Raw genomic sequence first — 19,190 nt, 5'->3', positions numbered from 1 at the left:
GTGCCCGGCGTGGTTTGTCTCACACCGAAGGCGATGCCACCATGGTGGCGTGACCGTTTCCGAGCTCGGCGCCCCCGGCCGCAAATACCGGGGCGCCGGGCCCGAACAGCGTCAACAGCAGCGGCGCGCCAGGCTCGTCGACGCGGCGATCGAGGAATTCGGCACCCGCGGCTATCGCAACACCACCATCGACGCCGTCTGCGCGCGGGCGGGCGTCGGCAAACGCTACTTCTACGAATCGTTCGACGGCAGTGAGGGTTTGCTGCGTGCCGCGTACACCGTGGCCACCGATCGGTTGCGCGGATCCATCGTCGACGGAGCCGCTGCCTCGTCCGACACCGTCAGCGCCGCCGTGCACGGCTCGTTGACCGGCTTCTTCAGTGGCATCGCCGACGACCCCCGAATCGCACGGATCGCGTTCTTCGAAATACTCGGCATCAGCCCGGCCGTGGACGCGGACTATCGCAGGGTGACAGGATCCTTCGTCGACACCTTCCTGGAGCTGGCCACCCCGATGATCGACATCGAAGCGGTGCCGAAACCGCTTCTGCGCACCATCGCCACCGGGCTCGTCGGCGCCGTACTCACCATCGCCCAGCAATGGGTGCTGGAGGACTACCGCCAACCGCTCGACGGGGTTGTCGACAGCGCCCACACGGTACTGACCTCGGTGCTGGAGGGGCTGGGCCGGTAGTTCGGCCCGAGAATCGACGAGGGAAATGGTTGTCGCGGCAGCGTGTCGGACCGCCATTTCCGCACCGCCAGAACCGTTTCCCTATCGACGGGAGAGAAATGGTGGTCAGAAGTCGTCGGCGCGGAGGTGGTCGAGGGCTCGGGTGATCCAGGTGGCGAACTGGGTGGTCAAGTCGGCAGGTGTGGTGGGGCGGACGGTGATGTGGGCGCCGCGGAGTTCGGTGTAGCGGCCGTCGCCGGAGATGTCGTACCACTGCACGACGTTGCGGGGTGTGGCGTGGGTGTGCAGCGGGCCGGTCAGCAGGACGGCTGAGCCGCCACCGTCGGCGGGTCGACCGAGGAGGCGTTGGTAGCGCTCGCGCGGGGTGTTGCGGGCGTTGTCCTGGAGGTAGCCGTCGCGGCGGGGGCTGAGTTCATCCGGGTGGAAGGTGGCGGGTTTCTCGGCGCCCGGCGTGCAGGCGGGTACCGCTTGGGTCAGCCGGGCGGGGAGCTGGTCGGCGTCGAAGGCGCGCAGGCGGATCGGGCCGTGCTCGCTGTCGGTGCCGTACTGACTCAACGTGACGGCACGATGCCCGGTGCGGGCGCCGATGATCCGGTATTCGCGCAGGTCGTCGCGACCGGTGCTGGCGCGGTGTTTGCAACTGCCGCCGAGGATTTCGATCCGGAGTTCGGAAGTGCCCAGCGTGTGCAGGGCGGCGCGGATCTCGTCGAGTTCGTCGGTGGAGTAGCGCTGCCGGACCGCCTCGCGGTGCGCGGCGAACTCGTCACGGAAGGCGAAGCGGCTGAGGTGGCGCAGCGGACTCGGGATCCGATCGTGCGCGTCACCCAACCACAGCGCCGCGAAATCGTCCGTTTCCCACGACCATTCACCCATCCACGAACCCTCATCTCACGATCGGGCATGCGGCGTCCCGCACACCTTGTTGCCATGCGAAGTCGGCACTTCTAGCTCGGCATGCGGAGCTCGGTCCGCGCCGAGCGCCCGAGGCCCAGCATGCGGAGCCAACCACCGATGTCAGTCGCCGTCGCCACCGATGACGCCGCCGGGGATCGTCTTCGGGATCTCGCCGAGCAATTCGTCGGTGTTCTCCTGCGTGACAAGGTATTCCGGCAGCTTGTGCTCCTCGTCGTCCTTGCCGCCGCCGCGCGCGCCCGGCGCACCCATGCCCGGCATACCGGCCATCCCACGCGCGTTGGCATTGCTCGCCGCTGCCAAACCACCCACCGGACTCTGTGTGCCCGGTGTGGTCGGCACGCCCTGGATGCTGCGGCCCATGCCCGGTGGTGTGGGGACGCCCGGGGTGCCGGGTCCCGGGCCGCCGCCGGGTGATCCGGGACCGGAGGGGAGGCCGCTCGGTACCGTGCGGTTCGGGTCGGTCGGGTTGACACCGGCCGGGATGGTCGACGTCGGAGTCTGGGTGGTGGGCGTGGTTGTCGTGCTCGTCGGACTCGTCGAGGTGTCGTCGGTGGTCGTGTCCTCGGGGGTTTCCTCGTCCGTCGGCTCCACGCCCGGGGTGTCGGGTACACCGTCGCCGTCGGTGTCGCCCGGTTCTCCGGAACCAGGTCCGGGACCGGGGCCGCCGGGGCCTGGTCCAGGACCGCCGTTGTACCCGCCGGGTGGTGGAGGCGAAATGTCCAGCGAGGAAGTGGGACTCACCGGGGTTGGCAGCACCGGAATCTTGCCGTCGATATCGGCGAACGGTTTGACGTAGTGCGTCTCCATCGCCACTTGCGCAGCCTGCTCCTCCGACGACTGCTCTCGCTGGAGCTTCCACCGATTCGGCGGCCACAGCCAGGATGTCCCGGTGATCACGACGGGGTCGGGCAGTGCCTTCTTGGTGTTGACGATCGCGTCCGCGGCGTCGCGTACGCGGGTGTACAGCTCTGCGAGGATTGGAGTCAGTTCGTCGGCCTTCTTCGTGTACTCCTTGATCCGATCCTTTGCCTTGTCGGCTGCCGGGCCCGACCAAGCCTGATCGATCGAAGCCTGGATCGAGCGTTCGAAAGTTCGCAGACCCTGATCCCACAGGTTGCGCACTTGCCAGTACTGCTGAGCCTGGTTCACCGCATTGGTGACATCCAGCGGGCTGAAGGCGTCGTTGATGTCGGGATGCTTCCAGCGTTGTGGATGTTCGCCACCGATGGGAATGCGTGGGCCTTCGTAGCTCACTTCGTCGTCCCATCCGGGAGAATGAACGGCCCGAGAATCTGTCCCTCGCGCGGCCGCTCCGGGAGAGTTTCGTTCAAATGATTGAACTGGTCGGCAAACCAACTGTCCGCCTGCATCATCCGCTCGCGGACAAGTCTGTGCACTTCCTGGATGTCTTCGATGATGCGGTAGTGCTCGTCCATAATCTTCACAACGGAATTCCCGTCTTCCGCACCACTTGCCTTCGAGCGGAATCGGCTGACCACTGTGCTTGCCGAAACCATCTCTTTGTTGCCTTCCCCCAACCCCCAGCGATCCTGACGTGCAACTTCGTTCATGATCCTCCTGATTTCCAAGATGGATTCTTTGAACAGCTCGCAATCGCGGTCGATATAGACGAAGTCTTCGGGCTTCAGTGCGATCGAAAGATAGCCGTCTCGCGCAGCATTGAGCATGTTCGCCATTGGCCGAGGCGTTGCTTCGGAATCGTCGCTCAACTCTTCACTCCCTCCCCGTGATCGTAAGCAATTGGTCTCATGCGGCGGCCGGAATTGCCGGAACGATCTTCTCGGCCAGAGTACGCGCGAGGACGCAGGTGTCGAGGTGTCCCGTCTCACGGGTGACCGAAGGGTTCGTCAAGCTGACGTCTAGACTTCCACCCTTCATCTCTACGTTCACGACACACGATTCCTCCGGAGTAGCCTCGACTTGTCGTGTAGAGATTGCTCCACGACCGTTGATCGTGAATTCTTGTGCATCGCGGAAGTTCTCGTGTCGCACCATGTCGATCGTGAGGTTCGTAGTCGTGATCGTCGCCGCGTAGCCGTTCGAGCGCAGGTACTTGCACCCACGCCATTTGATGCCATCTGCGGCATTCGAATCCGCTTCCCCCCGCGGCTTGAGTTTCTCCGAATCCAGCACGCTCTGCGGAATATCCGTGCACGTGTTGAAACCTGACGGTACGTCCGCCGCAACTCCCGCCCCAGCATTGGTCGCAGTGGAACTCCCAGACGGCGTCGCATCCCCGTCCACCGACGATCCACACCCCACCAGCACGAACGCGGCCCCGAGAGCGAGAACCCCCACCCGCCACGCATTCGACTTGCTCGTCATCGGCACCTTCACCGCCGGACCCTCGGCGTCACGGGGTGGACCGGCTTCTCCGCCCCCAGCCAACTGCGGCTGAGACTACCACCGGCGCGCTAACACTCGCGAGATGCGGAAGCACCCAGCGCGGAACCGTTCCGATCAGGAGATCGGTTGCTGAAAGTCGCCACCCACGACGGCTCTGGTGAACGCCACCCACTCGTCGGGCGAGAACGCTAGCGCACCGCCACGCGGGGTTCTTCGAATCGCGTACGCCCACCCGCCCATCAGCGAGGAACCGACTTGCGCGGCATCGACCGCTGGGCGCGCGCGAACCTTCCCGTCGCGCACGGCGGGGCCTACCTACACACCGAGGGTCTGGGCGCGATCATCGATCGCCTCGCCCAACTCACCGCACACGCCCACAGCGCTCTCGCCGAGAACTCCGACTGGACCTGTGGTTCGCCTGGGAGCGCCTCGGGGAGCTCGCCGTCGCTTACGAAGACCTCGCCACGGAACTCGTCGCGGGCCGCCGCAGGCCTCCCGACATCACCTGACGAAGACGAACAACGGCGCCCTCCCCGACTCCGGGAGAAGGGCGCCGTCGCGAAACCCGTTGCGAATCCCTAGAACTGGTCCTGCTCGTAGTCCGAGCTGAGCAGTTCGTCGGTGTGCGTCGCACCGATGACGTCCGGCGTCGACTCACCGAGCGGTCCGGTGAGATCGTCGTTGCCGGTACGGCTCTGGTACGGCTGCACGTTGCGCGAGTGCTGGTCGTCGTCGGACTGGCGGGCTCCGGCCGCACCCGGCGCGCCACCGCCCATGAACGAGCTACCGGTGCCCGCGGGCGTCGTCGCCGCGCCGAGACCGGTCGGCAGCGTCGCGCCCGGCATGCCGATCGGACGGACGGCGGGCACCGCGGCGCCGGGCAGACCCGGTGTGCTCGGCACTCCGGAGTAGCCCGGTCCGGGGCCACCGCCACCGGGACCGGGGCCGCCCGGACGACCCAGCGGACCGAGCAGACCGCTCGGCGAGCCGGGCGTACTCGCGGCGCCGGTGGTGTTCAACGAGGACGGGATCGTCGAGGTCGACGTGTTGAGACCACTGCCGGGGCTGGTGCTGGCCGCCTGCGTCGCGGTCTCCTGCGCCTGCGCCAGCAGCGGCTCTCCGATGTTCTGCGCCGCCGCCTGCGCGACCTCCTGCGCCGAAGGCAGTCCACTCTGCCCGAGCAGCTGCCCGACGACGCCGTTCAGCTCGGCGGTCTTGCCCGCCAGATCGCCGCGGGTCATGTTCACCACCGAGACGGCCTGCCCGAGATGCTCTGTCGCGCTGGCGATCAGCGCGGCCTGGCCGGGCGGGGTGAGGATGACCGGCGCCATCGCGGTCGCCTGGGTGGCGAAAGACCCTGCGATACCGAGCAATTGGGCGTTGCCCTGCTGGACCACGGCCGCGGCGCGCTGGGTGAGCTCGGAGATGTCGAAGCCGCGCTGGCTGGTCTCCTGCCCCTGCTGGTTGGCTTCCTGCCCGGCCGCCTGCGCCTGGCGCGAGGCCTGCCCCTCCCAGACCTGCTCGACGGTGGCGAGACTGCCCTTGCCGAGCTGCATCGCCGTCTCGATGATCTTCGAGGACTGGCTCAGAATCGCGGTCGGGTCGAGTGCGCCGAGCACGCCGGTGCCGAAGCTGCCGAGCAGATCCAGGATCGGCTTGAACAGCAGGTCGACGCCGGGCAGCGCCGGAATCTGCAGGCCGTTCATCAGCGCGCCGATCGGGTCGGCGGGCAACTCGGGCAGGGTCGGCAGCTGCGGGGTCGCGGCCGCCGCGGGCGTCGCGGCGCCGGACGGGTTCCCGCCCAACGCGCCACCGAGCAGTCCGCTCGTCTGACCGATGAGGTTGTTCGCGGCGTCCTGCACCTGCGTGGCAGCGTGGCTGATCGCGGTGTTCGCACCGGCGAGCAGGCTTTCCACGTCCGTGGGCATTCCACCGAGGATGTCCTGGGCCTCCGGCGCGGGCGCGCCACCGAGGCCGGGCAATCCGGCGGGCATGATGCCGTGCGCGGGCGCGTCCTCGCTCACCCGCTGCGACAATACGAATTCCGGCGCCTCGATGGGCGCGATGTCCTCGGGCAGCTGCGGCAGCGGCAGATCGAGGAGGGCTTGATCGGTGGGAATCGCCATGGCGGCAGCCTGATTCGCGCCCGCCGCGGCGTGGTCGAGCGAGTCGAGAGCGGGCTCGGACGGGGCGATGAGACCCGTGGGCGAGGAGTCCAGCGGCTTCACGCTCCGCCTCCGATCTCGCCCGTCTGGACGTTCATCGCGGCCGCGTTGCCGGTGTCGGTGCCCTCGAAGAGCGAGGCGGCGTTGAACGCCTTGAACGACAGGTCGGCGTACTTGGCCGACAGGTCGTTGATGTCTTTGGCCTGCAGCACCTGCGCGGCCGCGAAGCTCAGCAGATAGTCGGCGCCGATCAGCCCGAAGACCGGCGTGAGTGCGGCCACCTGAGCCGGTCCGTCGAAACTTGCCGAGGAAACCTGCGCGGCGATCCCGGCGTTCTCCGTGGCGAATGCCCGGACCGCTTCGGTCTCCACCGAGAGATCACTCATCGAGTTGCCCCCCAATTCGTCGTGAACATCTGTGTCGTGCACATAGCGTTGTCGAACGTCTCCCTGCCCGAAACGACTGTGCCCCCGGACAGCTCGGCCGTCCGAACGGCGAAGCCGCTGCGGTTGGGCTCAATATAGCGGACGCTACCGGCAAGTTTCGAGACCGTAGCCGAGCGAAGCGGAACCGATCGCGCCACGACGAGCGGAACTGGAACGTGTTGCAAATTAGAACAAGTTCTATATTCTATCGCCATGAAGGTCGCAGTGACCGGCGCCGCCGGCTACCTTGGCACGAATCTGCTCCGCCTGCTCGTCGATCTGGGACACGAAGTCACCGCGATCGACCGAGTGGCCCCCGAGCGGTCGGCGCACCCGAACGTCACCTGGGTCGCGGGAAACGTGCTCGATCCCGCGTCGATGCGCGAGGCGTTGACGGGCGTCGACACCGTGTACCACCTGGTCGCCGTGGTCACTCTCGCCGAGAAGAACGACTTGGCGTGGAAGGTCAACACCGAGGGCGTGCGGGTGGTGGCCGAAGCCGCGCTCGAGGTCGGCGTCCGCCGGATGGTGCACGCGAGCTCCATCCACGCGTTCAACCAGTACAGCTGCGGCGGCCGCATCGACGAACGCACAGTCCGCTCCACCGACCCCGCGCTCCCGGTCTACGACCGCTCCAAGTGGGCGGGCGAGGTCGAGCTGCGCAAGGCCGTCGACAACGGCCTGGACGCCGTGCTCTGCAACCCGACGGGCGTGTTCGGACCCCTCGACTACAGCACCCCCCTTTCCCGGATCAATCTCGCACTGCGGGAAGCCGCCCTCGGCAGGGTGCCCGCGATGATCGGCGGCAGTTTCGACCTCGTCGACGTGCGCGACGTGGCGCAAGGCCTGATCCTGGCCGGCGAGAAGGGCCGGACCGGCGAGAACTACCTACTCGGCGGGTCGATGATCTCGATGCTCGATCTGTGCCGGATGGCCGCGGCACACGGCGGTAAGAAGGGACCGAGGTTCACCATTCCGCCCAAACTGGTCGGTGGCCTGATTCCGATCCTCGCGCCGATCGGCAAGATGCTCGGCACCGACATGCTGTCCAAGGCCGCGCTCGGCGCGCTGGTCTCCGCGCCGGTGGTCGACCACGGCAAGGCCGAACGCGAACTCGGCTACCGGCCGCGCCCGATCGACGACACCGTGCGCGATCTGGTCACCTTCTTCGCCGATACGACCGCGTTCGACGCGACGGAGACCCGCCGCATCGCTTGACACACCCTAGAACACATGTTCGACTGACTGGGTGCGGTGGCAGAACCAGACCCTGGACGCCGACGACGGCGCACTGCCCGGCTTGAGCCGGGCGGGGTTCGTTCGCACCGTACAGACACCGGAATTCGAGGGCATCACGTTCCACGAAGTGCTCTGCAAGAGCGCGCTGAACAAGATGCCCGAGAATTCGAATCTGCCCTTTCAATGGACGGTCAACCCGATGCGCGGGTGCTCGCACGCCTGCCGCTACTGCTTCGCCCGCCCCACCCACGAGTATCTGGACCTGGACGCGGGCCGTGATTTCGACGCGCAGATCGTGGTGAAGACCAACATCGCCGCGGTGTTGCGCAAGGAGCTCGGCCGCAAATCCTGGCATCGGGACCCGGTGGCGCTCGGCACCAACACCGATCCGTACCAGCGCGCCGAAGGCCGATATCGGTTGATGCCCGGCATCATTCGCGCGCTGACCGATTCCGGCACGCCGTTCTCCATCCTCACCAAGGGCACCTTGCTGCGCAGGGACCTGCCGCTGCTGACGCTGGCCGCCCGCGAGGTGTCGGTGAGCCTGGCCGTCTCCATCGCCATCCTCGACCAGGAACTGCACCGAGGCCTGGAGTCCGGGACGCCGTCGCCGCGCGCCCGGCTCGACATGGTGCGCGCGCTGACCGACGCGGGCTTCGCGGTGCACGTGATGGTCGCGCCGGTCATCCCGTACCTCACCGACAGCCGCGCGCATCTCGACGAACTGTTCGGCGCGATCGCGGCGGCGGGCGCGTCCTCGGCCGTCGCCTTCCCGATGCATCTGCGCGGCAGCACCCGCGGCTGGTTCCTCGGCTGGCTGGCCGAGGCGCACCCCGCCTTGCTACGCAAATACCGCCAGCTGTACGGCCGCGGCGCCTACGTCACGCCGGAGTATTCGGCCTGGCTCCGCGAGCGCGTGACGCCCCTGCTCGAGCGACACGGTCTGACCAGGAACGGCGACGCCATGGCCGCGCGGGTGCGTGCCGAGGACCCGCCGCGCGCCTCCGACACCCAGCTGGCGCTGTTCGCCTGATCGGCGACCCGCCCGACCTCGGGAAATCAATCCGCGGCGGACTGCGCGCTTCAGCGGCGATACCCGCCTGAGGCGGAGTAGGTTGGCCATGGCACCTCTCACTCGACGAGGAAGTGAAGCAGGCATATGGTTTCGCACCAAAACGATGTCGGCACAGCCAAACTGGAAAAGGTCGTCATTCGGTTCGCCGGGGACTCCGGCGACGGAATGCAGCTGACCGGCGACCGCTTCACCCACGAAGCGGCCGCGTTCGGCAACGACCTGGCCACCCAGCCGAACTTTCCCGCCGAGATCCGCGCGCCGCAGGGCACGCTACCCGGCGTCTCGTCCTTCCAGATCCAGATCGCCGACTACGACATCCTCACCGCGGGTGACCAGCCCGACGTGCTGGTGGCGATGAATCCGGCGGCGCTCAAGGCGAACCTCGAGGACCTGCCGCGCGGGGCGACCGTCATCGTGAACACCGACGAGTTCACCAAGCGCGCCCTCGCCAAGGTCGGCTACCCCACCGACCCGCTGGAGGACGGCTCGCTCACCGATTTCGTGGTGCACCAGGTGCCGATGACCTCGCTGACGCTCGCCGCCACCGAACCCGCCGAGGTCGGCAAGAAGGACGGCCAGCGCGCGAAGAACATGTTCGCGCTCGGCCTGCTGTCCTGGATGTACGGCAGGCCGATCGGCGGCACCGAACGCTTCCTGCGCGAGAAGTTCGCGGGCAAGCCCGACATCGCCGAGGCCAACGTGCTCGCCTTCCGCGCGGGCTGGAACTACGGCGAGACCACCGAAGCCTTCGCAACCACCTACGAGATCGCGCCCGCCACCCTCGCGCCGGGCACCTACCGCCAGATCACCGGCAACACCGCGCTGGCCTACGGACTGGTGACGGCGGGACAGCTGGCCGGGCTGCCGGTCTTCCTCGGCACCTATCCGATCACGCCCGCCTCCGACATCCTGCACGAGCTGAGCAAGCACAAGCACTTCGGCGTCACCACCTTCCAGGCCGAGGACGAGATCGCGGGCATCGGCGCGGCGCTCGGGGCCGCGCTGGGCGGCGCGCTCGGCGTCACCAGCACCTCCGGGCCCGGTCTCGCGCTGAAGAGCGAGACGATCGGTCTGGCGGTGATGACCGAGCTGCCGCTGGTGGTCGTCGACGTGCAGCGCGGCGGGCCCTCCACGGGTCTGCCCACCAAGACCGAGCAGGCGGACCTGTTGCAGGCGCTGCACGGCCGCAACGGCGAGTCCCCGGTGGCGGTGCTCGCGCCGCGCTCCCCCGCCGACTGCTTCGCCACCGCCGTGGAGGCGGCCAGGATCGCGCTCACCTATCGCACTCCCGTGCTGCTGCTCTCCGACGGCGCTATCGCCAATGGCTCGGAGCCGTGGGCGATTCCGAACGTCGCGGAACTGGCGCCCATCGATCCCGGCTTCGAACCCGACGCGGATGACGAGACCGGATTCCAGCCCTACGCCCGCGATCCGGAAACCCTGGCCCGCCCGCTGGCCGTGCCGGGCACGAAGGGGCGCGCGCACCGCATCGGCGGACTGGAGAAGGCCGACGGCAGCGGCAACATTTCCTACGAGCCCGCCAATCACGAGCTGATGGTCCGGCTGCGGCAGGCCAAGATCGACGGCATCGCCGTCCCCCGGCTCGAGGTCGACGACCCCGACGGGCGCGCCGAGCTGCTACTGATCGGCTGGGGTAGTTCCTACGGTCCGATCGGCGAGGCCTGCCGCCGCGCCCGCCGTCGCGGCGTCCCGGTCGCCCAGGCGCACCTGCGGCATCTGAATCCGTTGCCGCCCGACCTCGGCGCGGTGCTGCGCCGCTATCGGACGGTGGTCGCGCCGGAGATGAACGGCGGCCAGCTGGCCATGCTGCTGCGCGCCAAGTACCTGGTGGACGTGCAGCCGTGGACGAAGATCGCCGGTACCGCCTTCTCGGCGCAGGAACTCGTCGGCGTCATCGACGCCGCGCTCGACGGCTCCATCGAGGACATGGAACAGGACAAGGCGTTCACCGCCCGTGCGCGGGCCACTTATCGGACACAGGACGCACGACGCGCGGCCACCGCCGAGCGGATCGGGGGCAACTGATGACCATCGTCGAAACCTCGCTCGTCGGAACGGATCTCGGCCTCTCCGGCGTGTCCGGAGTGCCCGGCGCGGACGGACCGCAGAAGGTCAAGGACTTCACCTCCGATCAGGAGGTCCGCTGGTGCCCCGGCTGCGGCGACTACGTCATCCTGGCGACCGTGCGCGGGTTCCTCGCCGAGCTCGGATTACGCAGGGAGAACCTGATGTTCGTGTCGGGGATCGGCTGCTCCAGCCGCTTCCCGTACTACCTGGAGGCCTACGGCATCCACTCCATCCACGGCCGCGCGCCCGCCATCGCCACCGGTCTGGCCGTGACGCGCCCGGATCTCTCGGTCTGGGTCGTCACCGGCGACGGCGACGCGCTGTCCATCGGCGGCAACCACCTGATCCACGCGTTGCGCCGCAACGTGAACATGACGATCCTGCTGTTCAACAACCGCATCTACGGCCTGACCAAGGGCCAGTACTCGCCCACCTCGGAGCAGGGCAAGATCACCAAGTCCACGCCCATGGGCTCGGTCGACCACCCCTTCAACACCCTCTCGCTCGCGCTGGGAGCCGAGGCCACCTTCGCCGCCCGCGCCATCGACTCCGACCGCGCGGGACTCACCGAGGTGCTGCGCGCCGCCGCCGAACACCGCGGCACGTCCTTCGTCGAGATCCTGCAGGACTGCCCGATCTTCAACGACGGCTCCTTCGACGTCCTGCGCCGCGGCGATGCCGAATCGCGACTGATCCCGCTGCACCACGGACAGCCGCTGCGTTTCGGCGCCGAAGGCGAATTCGCCGTCGTGCGAAGCGGTTTCGGCCTGCGTGTGGTCCGCGCGGCGGAGGTCGAGGAGGCCGACATCGTGGTGCACGACGCCTACACAGACGACCCGGAATACGCCTACGCCCTCTCCCGCCTGTCCGACCAGGATTTGGGCCATGTAGTCACCGGTATCTTCCGCAGCGCCACTCGCCCCACTTACGACGACGCCGTGCGCGCCCAGAACACCGCCGTCGCCGACCGCAACCCCCTCACCCCCGACTCCCTCCAAACCCTCCTCACCGGCCCGGAAACCTGGACCGTCGCCTGACCCTCGCGCCACCTCCGCACGCTTCGCAGCGGCTGCGACCCTTGCGAAGCAGATAGCTGTGTGAGGTGTCCCTGCGATCACCGCGCCCTACGATGGATTTGTGCGGATCGCGGTCGGACTCTCCACCGCGCCCGACGCCAAGGACGCCGGCGCGGAGGCTGCGCTGCGTGCGCGCGACCGGCTCGCGGGTGCGTCGCCCTCGCTCGCGGTGCTCCTCGCGTCGCGGGCACACAGGCATGAGGCTTCCGCTGTGCTCGACGGCGTCCATCAAGCGGTCCGCGTGCCCGCGCTCGTCGGATGCGTGGCGCACGCGATCGTGGCCGGGCGGCGCGAGCTCGAGGACGAACCCGCGGTGGCGGTGTGGCTGGCGTCCGGTGCGCCCGCCGAGACGTTCGAACTGGACTTCGTCCCGACGACCTCGGGCGGGCTGCTCGCCGGCTATCGCTTCGACCGCACCGCGCACGATTTCCACCTGTTGCTGCCCGACCCCTTCACCTTCCCGGCCGAAGCGCTGCTCGAGCACATGAACTCCGATATGCCCGGCACCGTCGTGATGGGCGGGCTCGTGAGCGGCGGCCCACGTCCCGGCGGGAGCAGGCTGTTCCGCGACCACGAGGTGGTGTCCTCGGGTGCGGTCGGCGTGCGACTTCCCGGGCTGTGCGGTGTGCCGGTCGTGTCGCAGGGCTGCCGCCCGATCGGACAGCCCTACATCGTCACCGAGGCGAGTGGCGCGGTGATCACCGAACTCGGCGGCCGATCGCCGATCTGGCGGCTGCGCGAGATCGTCGACGCGCTACCGCCCGATCAGCAGGAGTTGGTGGCGCGTGGCGTACAGATCGGCATCGTGGTCGACGAACACTTGGCCACCCCGGGCCAGGGCGATTTCCTGATCCGCGGGCTGCTCGGCGCCGACCCGGCGAGCGGTGCGATCGAAATCGGCGAGGAAGTCGAGGTCGGCACCACCGTGCAGTTCCAGGTCCGCGACGCGGACGTGGCCGACCGGGATCTGCGCGCCGCACTCGCGCAGGCCCGCGCGGCGCTCCCCGGCCGCCCCGCGGGCGCCCTGCTGTTCACCTGCAACGGACGCGGCAGGCGAATGTTCGGGGTCGCGGATCACGACGCCACCGCCATCGAGGACATACTCGGCGACATTCCGCTCGCGGGCTTCTTCGCCGCGGGCGAGATCGGCCCGGTCGCGGGCCGCAACGCACTGCACGGGTTCACCGCGTCGATGGCGCTGTTCGGCGAGTGAGCGTCACCGTCCAGCGCCCTCCGCCGCGGCACGACAAGCTGGATCGTCGCCTGACCTCGCGGAGATCGCACCCGCCTCGCGGGGTTGCGTCCCATGTTCGCCGCGAGGCGGGTGGATGATCTGCGAAGTCCGGCGATCGCCTTGTCGGTCCGGCGCTCGGCGGCCGGATCAGCCGCGCTTGGCGAAACCGAGGTCGACGACGGCCTCGCGTTCCTGTTCCAGTTCGGTGACCGTGGCGGTGAGGCGGGCGCGGGAGAACTCGTCGAGCGAGAGGTCCGGGACGATGGTGTAGCCGCCGTCGGCGCAGGTCACCGGGAACGAGCTGATAAGGCCCTCGGGGACGCCGTAGGAGCCGTCGGACGGGACAGCCATCGAGGTCCAGTCGCCCGCGGGGGTGCCGAGGACCCAGTCGTGGATGTGGTCGATGGCGGCGCTGGCCGCGCTGGCGGCCGAGGACGCGCCACGGGCCTGGATGATGGCGGTGCCGCGCTGCTGCACGGTCGGGATGAAATCGTCGCGCAGCCAGGCGGCGTCGACCAGGTCGAGGGCTGGGCGGCCCGCGACGGTGGCGTGGCCGATGTCGGGGTACTGGGTGGCGGAGTGGTTGCCCCAGATCGTCACGCGGGCGATGTCGGCGGCGGGCGCGCCGGTCTTCTTGGCCAGCTGGGCGATGGCGCGGTTGTGGTCGAGGCGGGTCATCGCGGTGAAACGCTCGGCGGGCACGTCCGGGGCGTTGCTCATGGCGATGAACGCGTTGGTGTTGGCCGGGTTGCCGACGACGAGCACCTTGACATCGTCGCCGGCGCTGGCGTTGATGGCCTGTCCCTGCTCGGTGAAGATCGGGCCGTTGGCTGCCAGCAGATCGGAACGCTCCATGCCCGCCGTCCGCGGGCGCGCGCCGACCAGCAGCGCGATGTTGGCGCCCGCGAAGCCGACCCACGGATCGTCGCTGATGTCGATGGAGTCCAGCAGCGGAAACGCACCGTCCTCGAGTTCCATCGCCACGCCCTCCAGGGAGGCGACCGCCGCGGGGATCTCGAGTAGCCGCAGCCGCACGGGAGTCTCCGGTCCGAGCATCGCGCCGGAGGCGATACGGAACAGCAGACCGTAGGCGATCTGCCCGGCTCCACCGGTCACGGCAACGGTCACGGGCGTGTTCCGAGCGGCGGTGCTCACGCGAACTCCTTGCGTCGAACGGATACTCAGGCCCAACCCTACTCAGCCTCACGGCGGTCGAAACGCGCCCGTGAGCAACGCCTCACGCCTCACACAGCCCGTGTACGCCGCACATAGGCACCGCCTGTGTGGGGCGTACACGGAGCGTGTGGGAACAGATGGATCAGCCGAGTTCGGCGATCTCGCGGTCGCTGAGCACGACCGGCGAGACGTAGTCCTTGGCGCGGGCCAGTTGCACCGCGCGGTAGAGGGGGCGCTCCTCCAGGCGAGCGTCGCGCGCTTCGGCGCGCAACTGGTGCACGAGCAGCGCCGAGACCGCGATCGCGGCGGCCAGGTGGCTGGCCGCGAGTGCATCGGCGAGCTTGCGCAGCCCGAGCAGGTGCAGCTCCCGTCCGCTGCCCGCGTCGGTGTACATGGCGAGCGGGATCAGCTGGACGTCCGGGCCCGCGGTGACGCGCAGCGCGATGCGGCTCAGCCGCGCGGGAAAGACCAGGAGCTCGACGCCGGTGGCCGCCGCGACCTCGACTCGCCGCTCGCCGAACACCCGGCGGGCGTGGATGGTGGTACCCGTCACCCACATCCGGCGGCGTCGCAGCGCCAAGGCGTAGCCCACGGTGGGCAGGCCGACGACCAGACCGATGGCGACCGCGATCGGCCACTCGACGACGGTCGCCGCGAGCAGCGCCGCGCCGATCCCGACGCCGGCCGCCGCCAGCGCCAGCCTGCGCAGCATCGGCTCGTACATCTCGGGTGCGACGAGATCGAGTCCGACCGGCGGAACCGGTTCCGGCTGACCAGGATTCGCGTCCACTCTCCACCTCTCCGCAAGGTCACCGCACCGGCGGTGCGCAGACACGGTACCGCGCGCGTATCCGAGGAGTACGGCGTTGGGCGGGGCACGGGGCTTTCGTCCCCGCGCCCTGCCCGCCGAGCCGGGTCAGTGCCCCGCGATCAGCGCCTCGCGCAGGACGCCGACGACCTCGCTGAGCGGCACGTGCCGCTGGTCGCCGGTCGCCATGTCCTTCACGGCGATGCTGTTCTCGGCCAGGTCGCGGTCGCCGAGCACCACGGTGAACTTCGCGCCGGAGCGGTCGGCCGCCTTCATCGCGCCCTTGACGCCGCGCCCGCCGTAGGCGAGGTCGACGCGGATGCCCTCGCCGCGCAGCTGCGCCGCGAGCACGACGAGGCGCTGCTTGGCCGCGTCGCCCAGCGGCACGCCGAACACCTCGCAGCGCGAGGGAACGGCCGCCGACTTGCCCTCGGCTTCCAGCGCGAGCACGGTGCGGTCGACGCCGAGACCGAAGCCGATGCCCGACAGCGGCTGCCCGCCGAGTTCGGCCATCAGCCCGTCGTAGCGGCCGCCGCCGCCGATGCCGGACTGCGCGCCCAGCTGGTCGTGCACGAACTCGAAGGTGGTCTTGGTGTAGTAATCCAAGCCGCGCACCATCCGCGGGTTCAGCACATAGGGCACGCCGAGCGCGTCGAGGTGGCCGAGGACCTGCTCGAAGTGCGTCTTGGCGCTCTCGGAGAGGTGATCGATCATCAACGGAGCGTCGGCGGTGAGCTCGCGGACCTCGGGACGCTTGTCGTCCAGCACGCGCAGCGGGTTGATCTGCGCCCTGCGTTTGGTCTCCTCGTCCAGCGGCAGGCCGAACAGGAAGTCCTGCAACAGCTCGCGGTACTGCGGACGGCAAGTCTCGTCGCCGAGCGAGGTGATCTCCAGCCGGAACCCGTCCAGACCGAGGCCGCGATAGCCCGCGTCGGCGATCGCGATGACCTCGGCGTCCAGCGCCGGGTCGTCCACGCCGATCGCCTCGACGCCGACCTGCTGCAACTGCCGGTAGCGACCGGCCTGCGGGCGTTCGTAGCGGAAGAACGGCCCCGCGTAGCACAGTTTGAGCGGCAGCTGACCGCTCTTGTCCAAGCCGTGCTCGATCACGGCGCGCATCACGCCCGCTGTGCCCTCGGGGCGCAGGGTGAAGCTCTCGCCCTTGCGGTCGGCGAAGGTCCACATCTCCTTGCTGACCACGTCGGTGGACTCGCCGACGCCGCGCGCGAACAGCGCGGTCTGCTCGAACACCGGCAGCTCGATGTGCCCGTACCCGGCCAGTCGGGCCGCATGCACGAGGCCGTCGCGCACGGCGACGAACTCGGCGGAGCCGGGAGGCACGTAGTCCGGTACCCCCCGCGGGGCGGAGAAGCTGCTGGTCTTGGTCACGATGGTCCAGTTTCCACCACCACCGCCCGTCAAGTCCAACCGGTTTGCCTCCGACCCGTACGAGGAACTGCCGAGCGGTCTCAGGAAGAGATGGCACACTCTTACCTCGGAAGCAAGCCGACACGGGAGGAACGTGGTAGTGCCGAGCAACGAACAGCGACGAGCAGCGGCCAAGCGCAAGCTCGAGCGCCAATTGGCCAACCGGGCCGAACGCGCGCGCCGACGCAAGCAACTGACCATCGCCGGATCCGTGCTCGGTGTGGTCGTCGCGGTCGCGGCCGTCACCGGCGTCTACTTCCTCACCAAGGGCGAGGACAACCAGAACAGCGCCTCCGAGACGAAGGACGCGTCGCTGTCCGCCGCCGCGCCGCCCAACGCCAAGGCCAAGCCCGAGCTGGTCGACTGCACCTACCGCGACGGCGCCAAGCCCGCCGACAAGCCGGTGCAGAAGCCGTCCAAGGCGCAGGGCATCCCCACCACCGGCGGGGACGCCAAGGTCAGCGTGAGCATGGACACCAATCAGGGCCCGATCGGCCTGACCCTGAACAACGCCGGATCCCCCTGCACCGTCAACAGCTTCGTGAGTCTGGCCACCCAGAACTACTTCGACGGCACCGACTGCCACCGGATGACCGCGGACGAGAGCCTGAAGGTGCTCCAGTGCGGCGATCCGACCGGCACCGGAATGGGCGGTCCCGGTTACGAATTCGACAACGAGTACCCGACCGATCAGTACGCCGAGGGCGACCCGAGCAGCCAGATGCCGATCGACTACAAGCGCGGCACGCTGGCCATGGCCAACGCGGGCCCCGGCACCAACGGCAGCCAGTTCTTCATCGTCTACGGCGACTCACAGCTGCCGCCGCAGTACACCATTTTCGGCACGGTGGACGAGAACAGCATGGCGACGCTGGACAAGATCGCGCAGATCGGCCAGGACAACTCCAACGGTCCCGGCGACGGCAAGCCCAGCGCCCCGGTGACCATCCAGTCGGTTCAGCTGGACTGAATCTCCGGCAACTTCTTCGGGCCCGGCGCCGTCCCCGGCGGCCGGGCCCGAGCCTTGTGCGCTACGACAACTGAGGGTAGGCGAGCCTAATTATCCGGCGGCACAGGACATGTGCCGTAACTACTCCGGCGCTTCGCTGCGCGTGTCGGAATTGTGCGATATATGCTGTTACCGGCACGTCCGTACGGTTGTGCCACGCGTTTCTCGGGTAATCTCGAAACAAGGAGTTCGCGTAGCGTAGCCATCCCTAAAATGGGCGATCCCCAGCCACAAGGGATGCCGACGACACGAGTCCTCCTGGTGTCCACGTTTGCAGGCGGGGCACCCGCCGACGGGCTACAGTTCCGCGTGGCGGTGTCCGTGACGAAGCACCACAATCATCCATAGTGATCACTGCAGCATCGGGGAGCAGCCATGTCCGAGGAACTGGACGACATCGGCCGGGAAACCGCGGCCATGATGAAGAGTATGTTGCAGCTGGCGACCCTGGTCGCACTGCGCACCCGTGAGCGTGGTCAGAAGGAAGCCGAGGCGCGCGCCAAGATCACCGAGGCCCGCGTGAAAGAGGCTCGCGAACTCCAGATTCGGGAGGCGCGCGACGCCAAGGCCAAGGACCCGCGCAACCTCGAGCTCGCGCGCATGGTGGAGAAAGCGGCTCCGGCCAAAGGCATTTCACTGGAGAAGGATCGTTTCTCCGCGCAGGCCGAAGCCACTCGTATGGCGGCCACCGCGTCCGCCGCGAAACAACCGGTCGTTCGGTACGATTCGGCCGAGCGGCGTATGGCGATCGCGGCGCATCTCTCGCGCATCGGCGTCGCACCGGAGTTGGCGGCGGTCCGCATGCTCATCGAGGTAGGGCAGGGACAACCGCCGGAGGAAGCGGTCCGAGCCCGCACCGAGGAGAACCGCTCCGTCGCGGCGCGCGGTCGCGAGCCGGACGCCCGCGGTCTCGAACGCACCAGGCAGTAATCCGCCCGGAAAACTGAATCATCAAGAACGCCCGCTGATTTCAGCGGGCGTCTTGGTTTCTAGACCCGGAAGTCGCCGACCGTCGGATCGCCGAACATGCCTTGCGCGGGCGACTTCAGCGGCAGCGGGCTCAGCATGTCCTTGTGCCCGTTGCGCACACTGCAGTACTTGAACGGCCCGCGCGGGTCGAACAGCTTGGTCATGTGCGGGTCGGCGTGGTCGAGGAACCAGATACTCAGCCCGGTACTCGGTTCCATGCGGTAGTGCTCCCAGGCGCGCCACAGCGCGTCCAGTCGCGCCACCGCCTCGGCGTGCTTCCACCATTCGGGGCACCACACCGTTTCGCTGATATCGGTCACCTGCCGCCGGTAGACCAGACTCAGGTAGTTCTCGACGAATTCGACGACGTTGGTGTAAATCATTTGCTGCTGCTGTTCGGTCACGACTTCGCCTCGCTGTCGCTCGGCTCCGTCGCGACCGGAGGTGCTGTGTACATGGTTCGCTCGCTACGCTCCCTCACGACTGCGCCTCACTGACACTCGGCTCCATCGCGACCGGAGG

18 protein-coding genes are annotated in these 19,190 nt (G+C 68.4%); 8 read left to right on the top strand and 10 right to left on the bottom strand.

The features are described 5' to 3' along the window. The first annotated feature begins 49 nt into the window (after positions 1-49). Positions 50-694, top strand: a complete 645-nt coding sequence (locus ABZV58_RS09775; RefSeq protein ID WP_354999717.1) for a TetR/AcrR family transcriptional regulator — start codon at positions 50-52, stop codon at positions 692-694. Between the two features lie 105 nt (positions 695-799). Here ABZV58_RS09775 and ABZV58_RS09770 read toward each other — a convergent pair whose 3' ends face one another. The 6 genes from ABZV58_RS09770 to ABZV58_RS09745 all read right to left on the bottom strand — a co-directional run bounded on the left by ABZV58_RS09770 (position 800) and on the right by ABZV58_RS09745 (position 6,527). Next, positions 800-1,567: an ESX secretion-associated protein EspG gene (locus tag ABZV58_RS09770; RefSeq protein ID WP_354999716.1), complete on the bottom strand. Its 768-nt coding sequence runs from the start codon at positions 1,565-1,567 to the stop codon at positions 800-802. Positions 1,568-1,708: 141 nt separating this feature from the next. After that, a complete protein-coding gene (locus ABZV58_RS09765; RefSeq protein WP_354999715.1) occupies positions 1,709-2,863 on the bottom strand; it encodes a hypothetical protein in 1,155 nt (384 codons plus the stop codon). Continuing rightward, the gene (locus tag ABZV58_RS09760) at positions 2,860-3,339 is read right to left on the bottom strand and encodes a hypothetical protein (RefSeq protein ID WP_354999714.1); all 480 of its coding nucleotides are present in this window, start codon (positions 3,337-3,339) and stop codon (positions 2,860-2,862) included. The genes ABZV58_RS09765 and ABZV58_RS09760 overlap by 4 nt, the downstream gene beginning before the upstream one ends. Positions 3,340-3,376: 37 nt before the next feature. Then, entirely contained in the window at positions 3,377-3,967 is a 591-nt protein-coding gene (locus ABZV58_RS09755; RefSeq protein ID WP_354999713.1) for a DUF3558 domain-containing protein, read from the bottom strand. Positions 3,968-4,554: 587 nt separating this feature from the next. Next, positions 4,555-6,204 (bottom strand): hypothetical protein, encoded by a 1,650-nt coding sequence (locus ABZV58_RS09750; RefSeq protein WP_354999712.1) that lies wholly within the window; start codon positions 6,202-6,204, stop codon positions 4,555-4,557. After that, positions 6,201-6,527 (bottom strand): type VII secretion target, encoded by a 327-nt coding sequence (locus tag ABZV58_RS09745; protein ID WP_354999711.1) that lies wholly within the window; start codon positions 6,525-6,527, stop codon positions 6,201-6,203. Before ABZV58_RS09745 ends, ABZV58_RS09750 begins: the two co-directional genes overlap by 4 nt. 252 nt (positions 6,528-6,779) lie before the next feature. On the opposite strand from ABZV58_RS09745, the gene ABZV58_RS09740 reads away from it, so the two are divergent. The 5 genes from ABZV58_RS09740 (at position 6,780) to ABZV58_RS09720 (ending at position 13,257) form a co-directional block, all read left to right on the top strand. Further along, on the top strand, positions 6,780-7,784 hold the full coding sequence (locus ABZV58_RS09740) for an NAD-dependent epimerase/dehydratase family protein (RefSeq protein WP_354999710.1): 1,005 nt from the start codon (positions 6,780-6,782) through the stop codon (positions 7,782-7,784). 31 nt (positions 7,785-7,815) lie between these two features. Then, positions 7,816-8,838: an Rv2578c family radical SAM protein gene (locus ABZV58_RS09735; protein WP_354999709.1), complete on the top strand. Its 1,023-nt coding sequence runs from the start codon at positions 7,816-7,818 to the stop codon at positions 8,836-8,838. Between the two features lie 126 nt (positions 8,839-8,964). After that, positions 8,965-10,926: a 2-oxoacid:acceptor oxidoreductase subunit alpha gene (locus ABZV58_RS09730; RefSeq protein ID WP_354999708.1), complete on the top strand. Its 1,962-nt coding sequence runs from the start codon at positions 8,965-8,967 to the stop codon at positions 10,924-10,926. After that, positions 10,926-12,005, top strand: coding sequence for a 2-oxoacid:ferredoxin oxidoreductase subunit beta (locus tag ABZV58_RS09725; RefSeq protein WP_354999707.1), 1,080 nt, complete (start codon positions 10,926-10,928; stop codon positions 12,003-12,005). Before ABZV58_RS09730 ends, ABZV58_RS09725 begins: the two co-directional genes overlap by 1 nt. 100 nt (positions 12,006-12,105) lie before the next feature. Continuing rightward, positions 12,106-13,257 (top strand): FIST N-terminal domain-containing protein, encoded by a 1,152-nt coding sequence (locus tag ABZV58_RS09720; RefSeq protein ID WP_354999706.1) that lies wholly within the window; start codon positions 12,106-12,108, stop codon positions 13,255-13,257. 168 nt (positions 13,258-13,425) lie between these two features. On the opposite strand, the gene ABZV58_RS09715 is transcribed toward ABZV58_RS09720, so the two are convergent. From ABZV58_RS09715 to hisS, 3 genes are all read right to left on the bottom strand, one after another. Further along, positions 13,426-14,433, bottom strand: coding sequence for a malate dehydrogenase (locus ABZV58_RS09715; RefSeq protein WP_354999705.1), 1,008 nt, complete (start codon positions 14,431-14,433; stop codon positions 13,426-13,428). Positions 14,434-14,596: 163 nt separating this feature from the next. Then, entirely contained in the window at positions 14,597-15,244 is a 648-nt protein-coding gene (locus tag ABZV58_RS09710) for a hypothetical protein (RefSeq protein WP_354999704.1), read from the bottom strand. A 126-nt stretch (positions 15,245-15,370) separates the two neighbouring features. Continuing rightward, positions 15,371-16,651, bottom strand: coding sequence for a histidine--tRNA ligase (gene hisS / locus ABZV58_RS09705; RefSeq protein ID WP_354999703.1), 1,281 nt, complete (start codon positions 16,649-16,651; stop codon positions 15,371-15,373). 139 nt (positions 16,652-16,790) lie between these two features. Here hisS and ABZV58_RS09700 point away from each other — a divergent pair, with 139 nt between their 5' ends. Both ABZV58_RS09700 and ABZV58_RS09695 read left to right on the top strand, forming a co-directional pair. Further along, the gene (locus tag ABZV58_RS09700) at positions 16,791-17,660 is read left to right on the top strand and encodes a peptidylprolyl isomerase (protein WP_354999702.1); all 870 of its coding nucleotides are present in this window, start codon (positions 16,791-16,793) and stop codon (positions 17,658-17,660) included. 414 nt (positions 17,661-18,074) lie between these two features. Next, positions 18,075-18,629: a hypothetical protein gene (locus ABZV58_RS09695; protein ID WP_354999701.1), complete on the top strand. Its 555-nt coding sequence runs from the start codon at positions 18,075-18,077 to the stop codon at positions 18,627-18,629. 59 nt (positions 18,630-18,688) lie between these two features. Here ABZV58_RS09695 and ABZV58_RS09690 read toward each other — a convergent pair whose 3' ends face one another. Next, positions 18,689-19,051: a DUF4913 domain-containing protein gene (locus ABZV58_RS09690; RefSeq protein WP_354999700.1), complete on the bottom strand. Its 363-nt coding sequence runs from the start codon at positions 19,049-19,051 to the stop codon at positions 18,689-18,691. Positions 19,052-19,190: the final 139 nt, after the last annotated feature.

The organism is Nocardia sp. NPDC004654 (genome assembly GCF_040609595.1).
Classification (GTDB): domain Bacteria; phylum Actinomycetota; class Actinomycetes; order Mycobacteriales; family Mycobacteriaceae; genus Nocardia.
Note: the sequence above shows the minus strand (reverse complement) of the source record. Positions and strands in the feature narration are given on the sequence as shown.

What these genes read in the sequence shown, in the direction of transcription:
- ABZV58_RS09695 (WP_354999701.1), top strand. Translation starts at nt 18,075, where the DNA reads ATGTCCGAGGAACTGGACGACATCGGCCGGGAAACCGCGGCCATGATG.
- ABZV58_RS09690 (WP_354999700.1), bottom strand. Translation starts at nt 19,051, where the DNA reads ATGATTTACACCAACGTCGTCGAATTCGTCGAGAACTACCTGAGTCTG.
- ABZV58_RS09725 (WP_354999707.1), top strand. Translation starts at nt 10,926, where the DNA reads ATGACCATCGTCGAAACCTCGCTCGTCGGAACGGATCTCGGCCTCTCC.
- ABZV58_RS09730 (WP_354999708.1), top strand. Translation starts at nt 8,965, where the DNA reads ATGGTTTCGCACCAAAACGATGTCGGCACAGCCAAACTGGAAAAGGTC.
- ABZV58_RS09740 (WP_354999710.1), top strand. Translation starts at nt 6,780, where the DNA reads ATGAAGGTCGCAGTGACCGGCGCCGCCGGCTACCTTGGCACGAATCTG.
- ABZV58_RS09745 (WP_354999711.1), bottom strand. Translation starts at nt 6,527, where the DNA reads ATGAGTGATCTCTCGGTGGAGACCGAAGCGGTCCGGGCATTCGCCACG.
- ABZV58_RS09770 (WP_354999716.1), bottom strand. Translation starts at nt 1,567, where the DNA reads ATGGGTGAATGGTCGTGGGAAACGGACGATTTCGCGGCGCTGTGGTTG.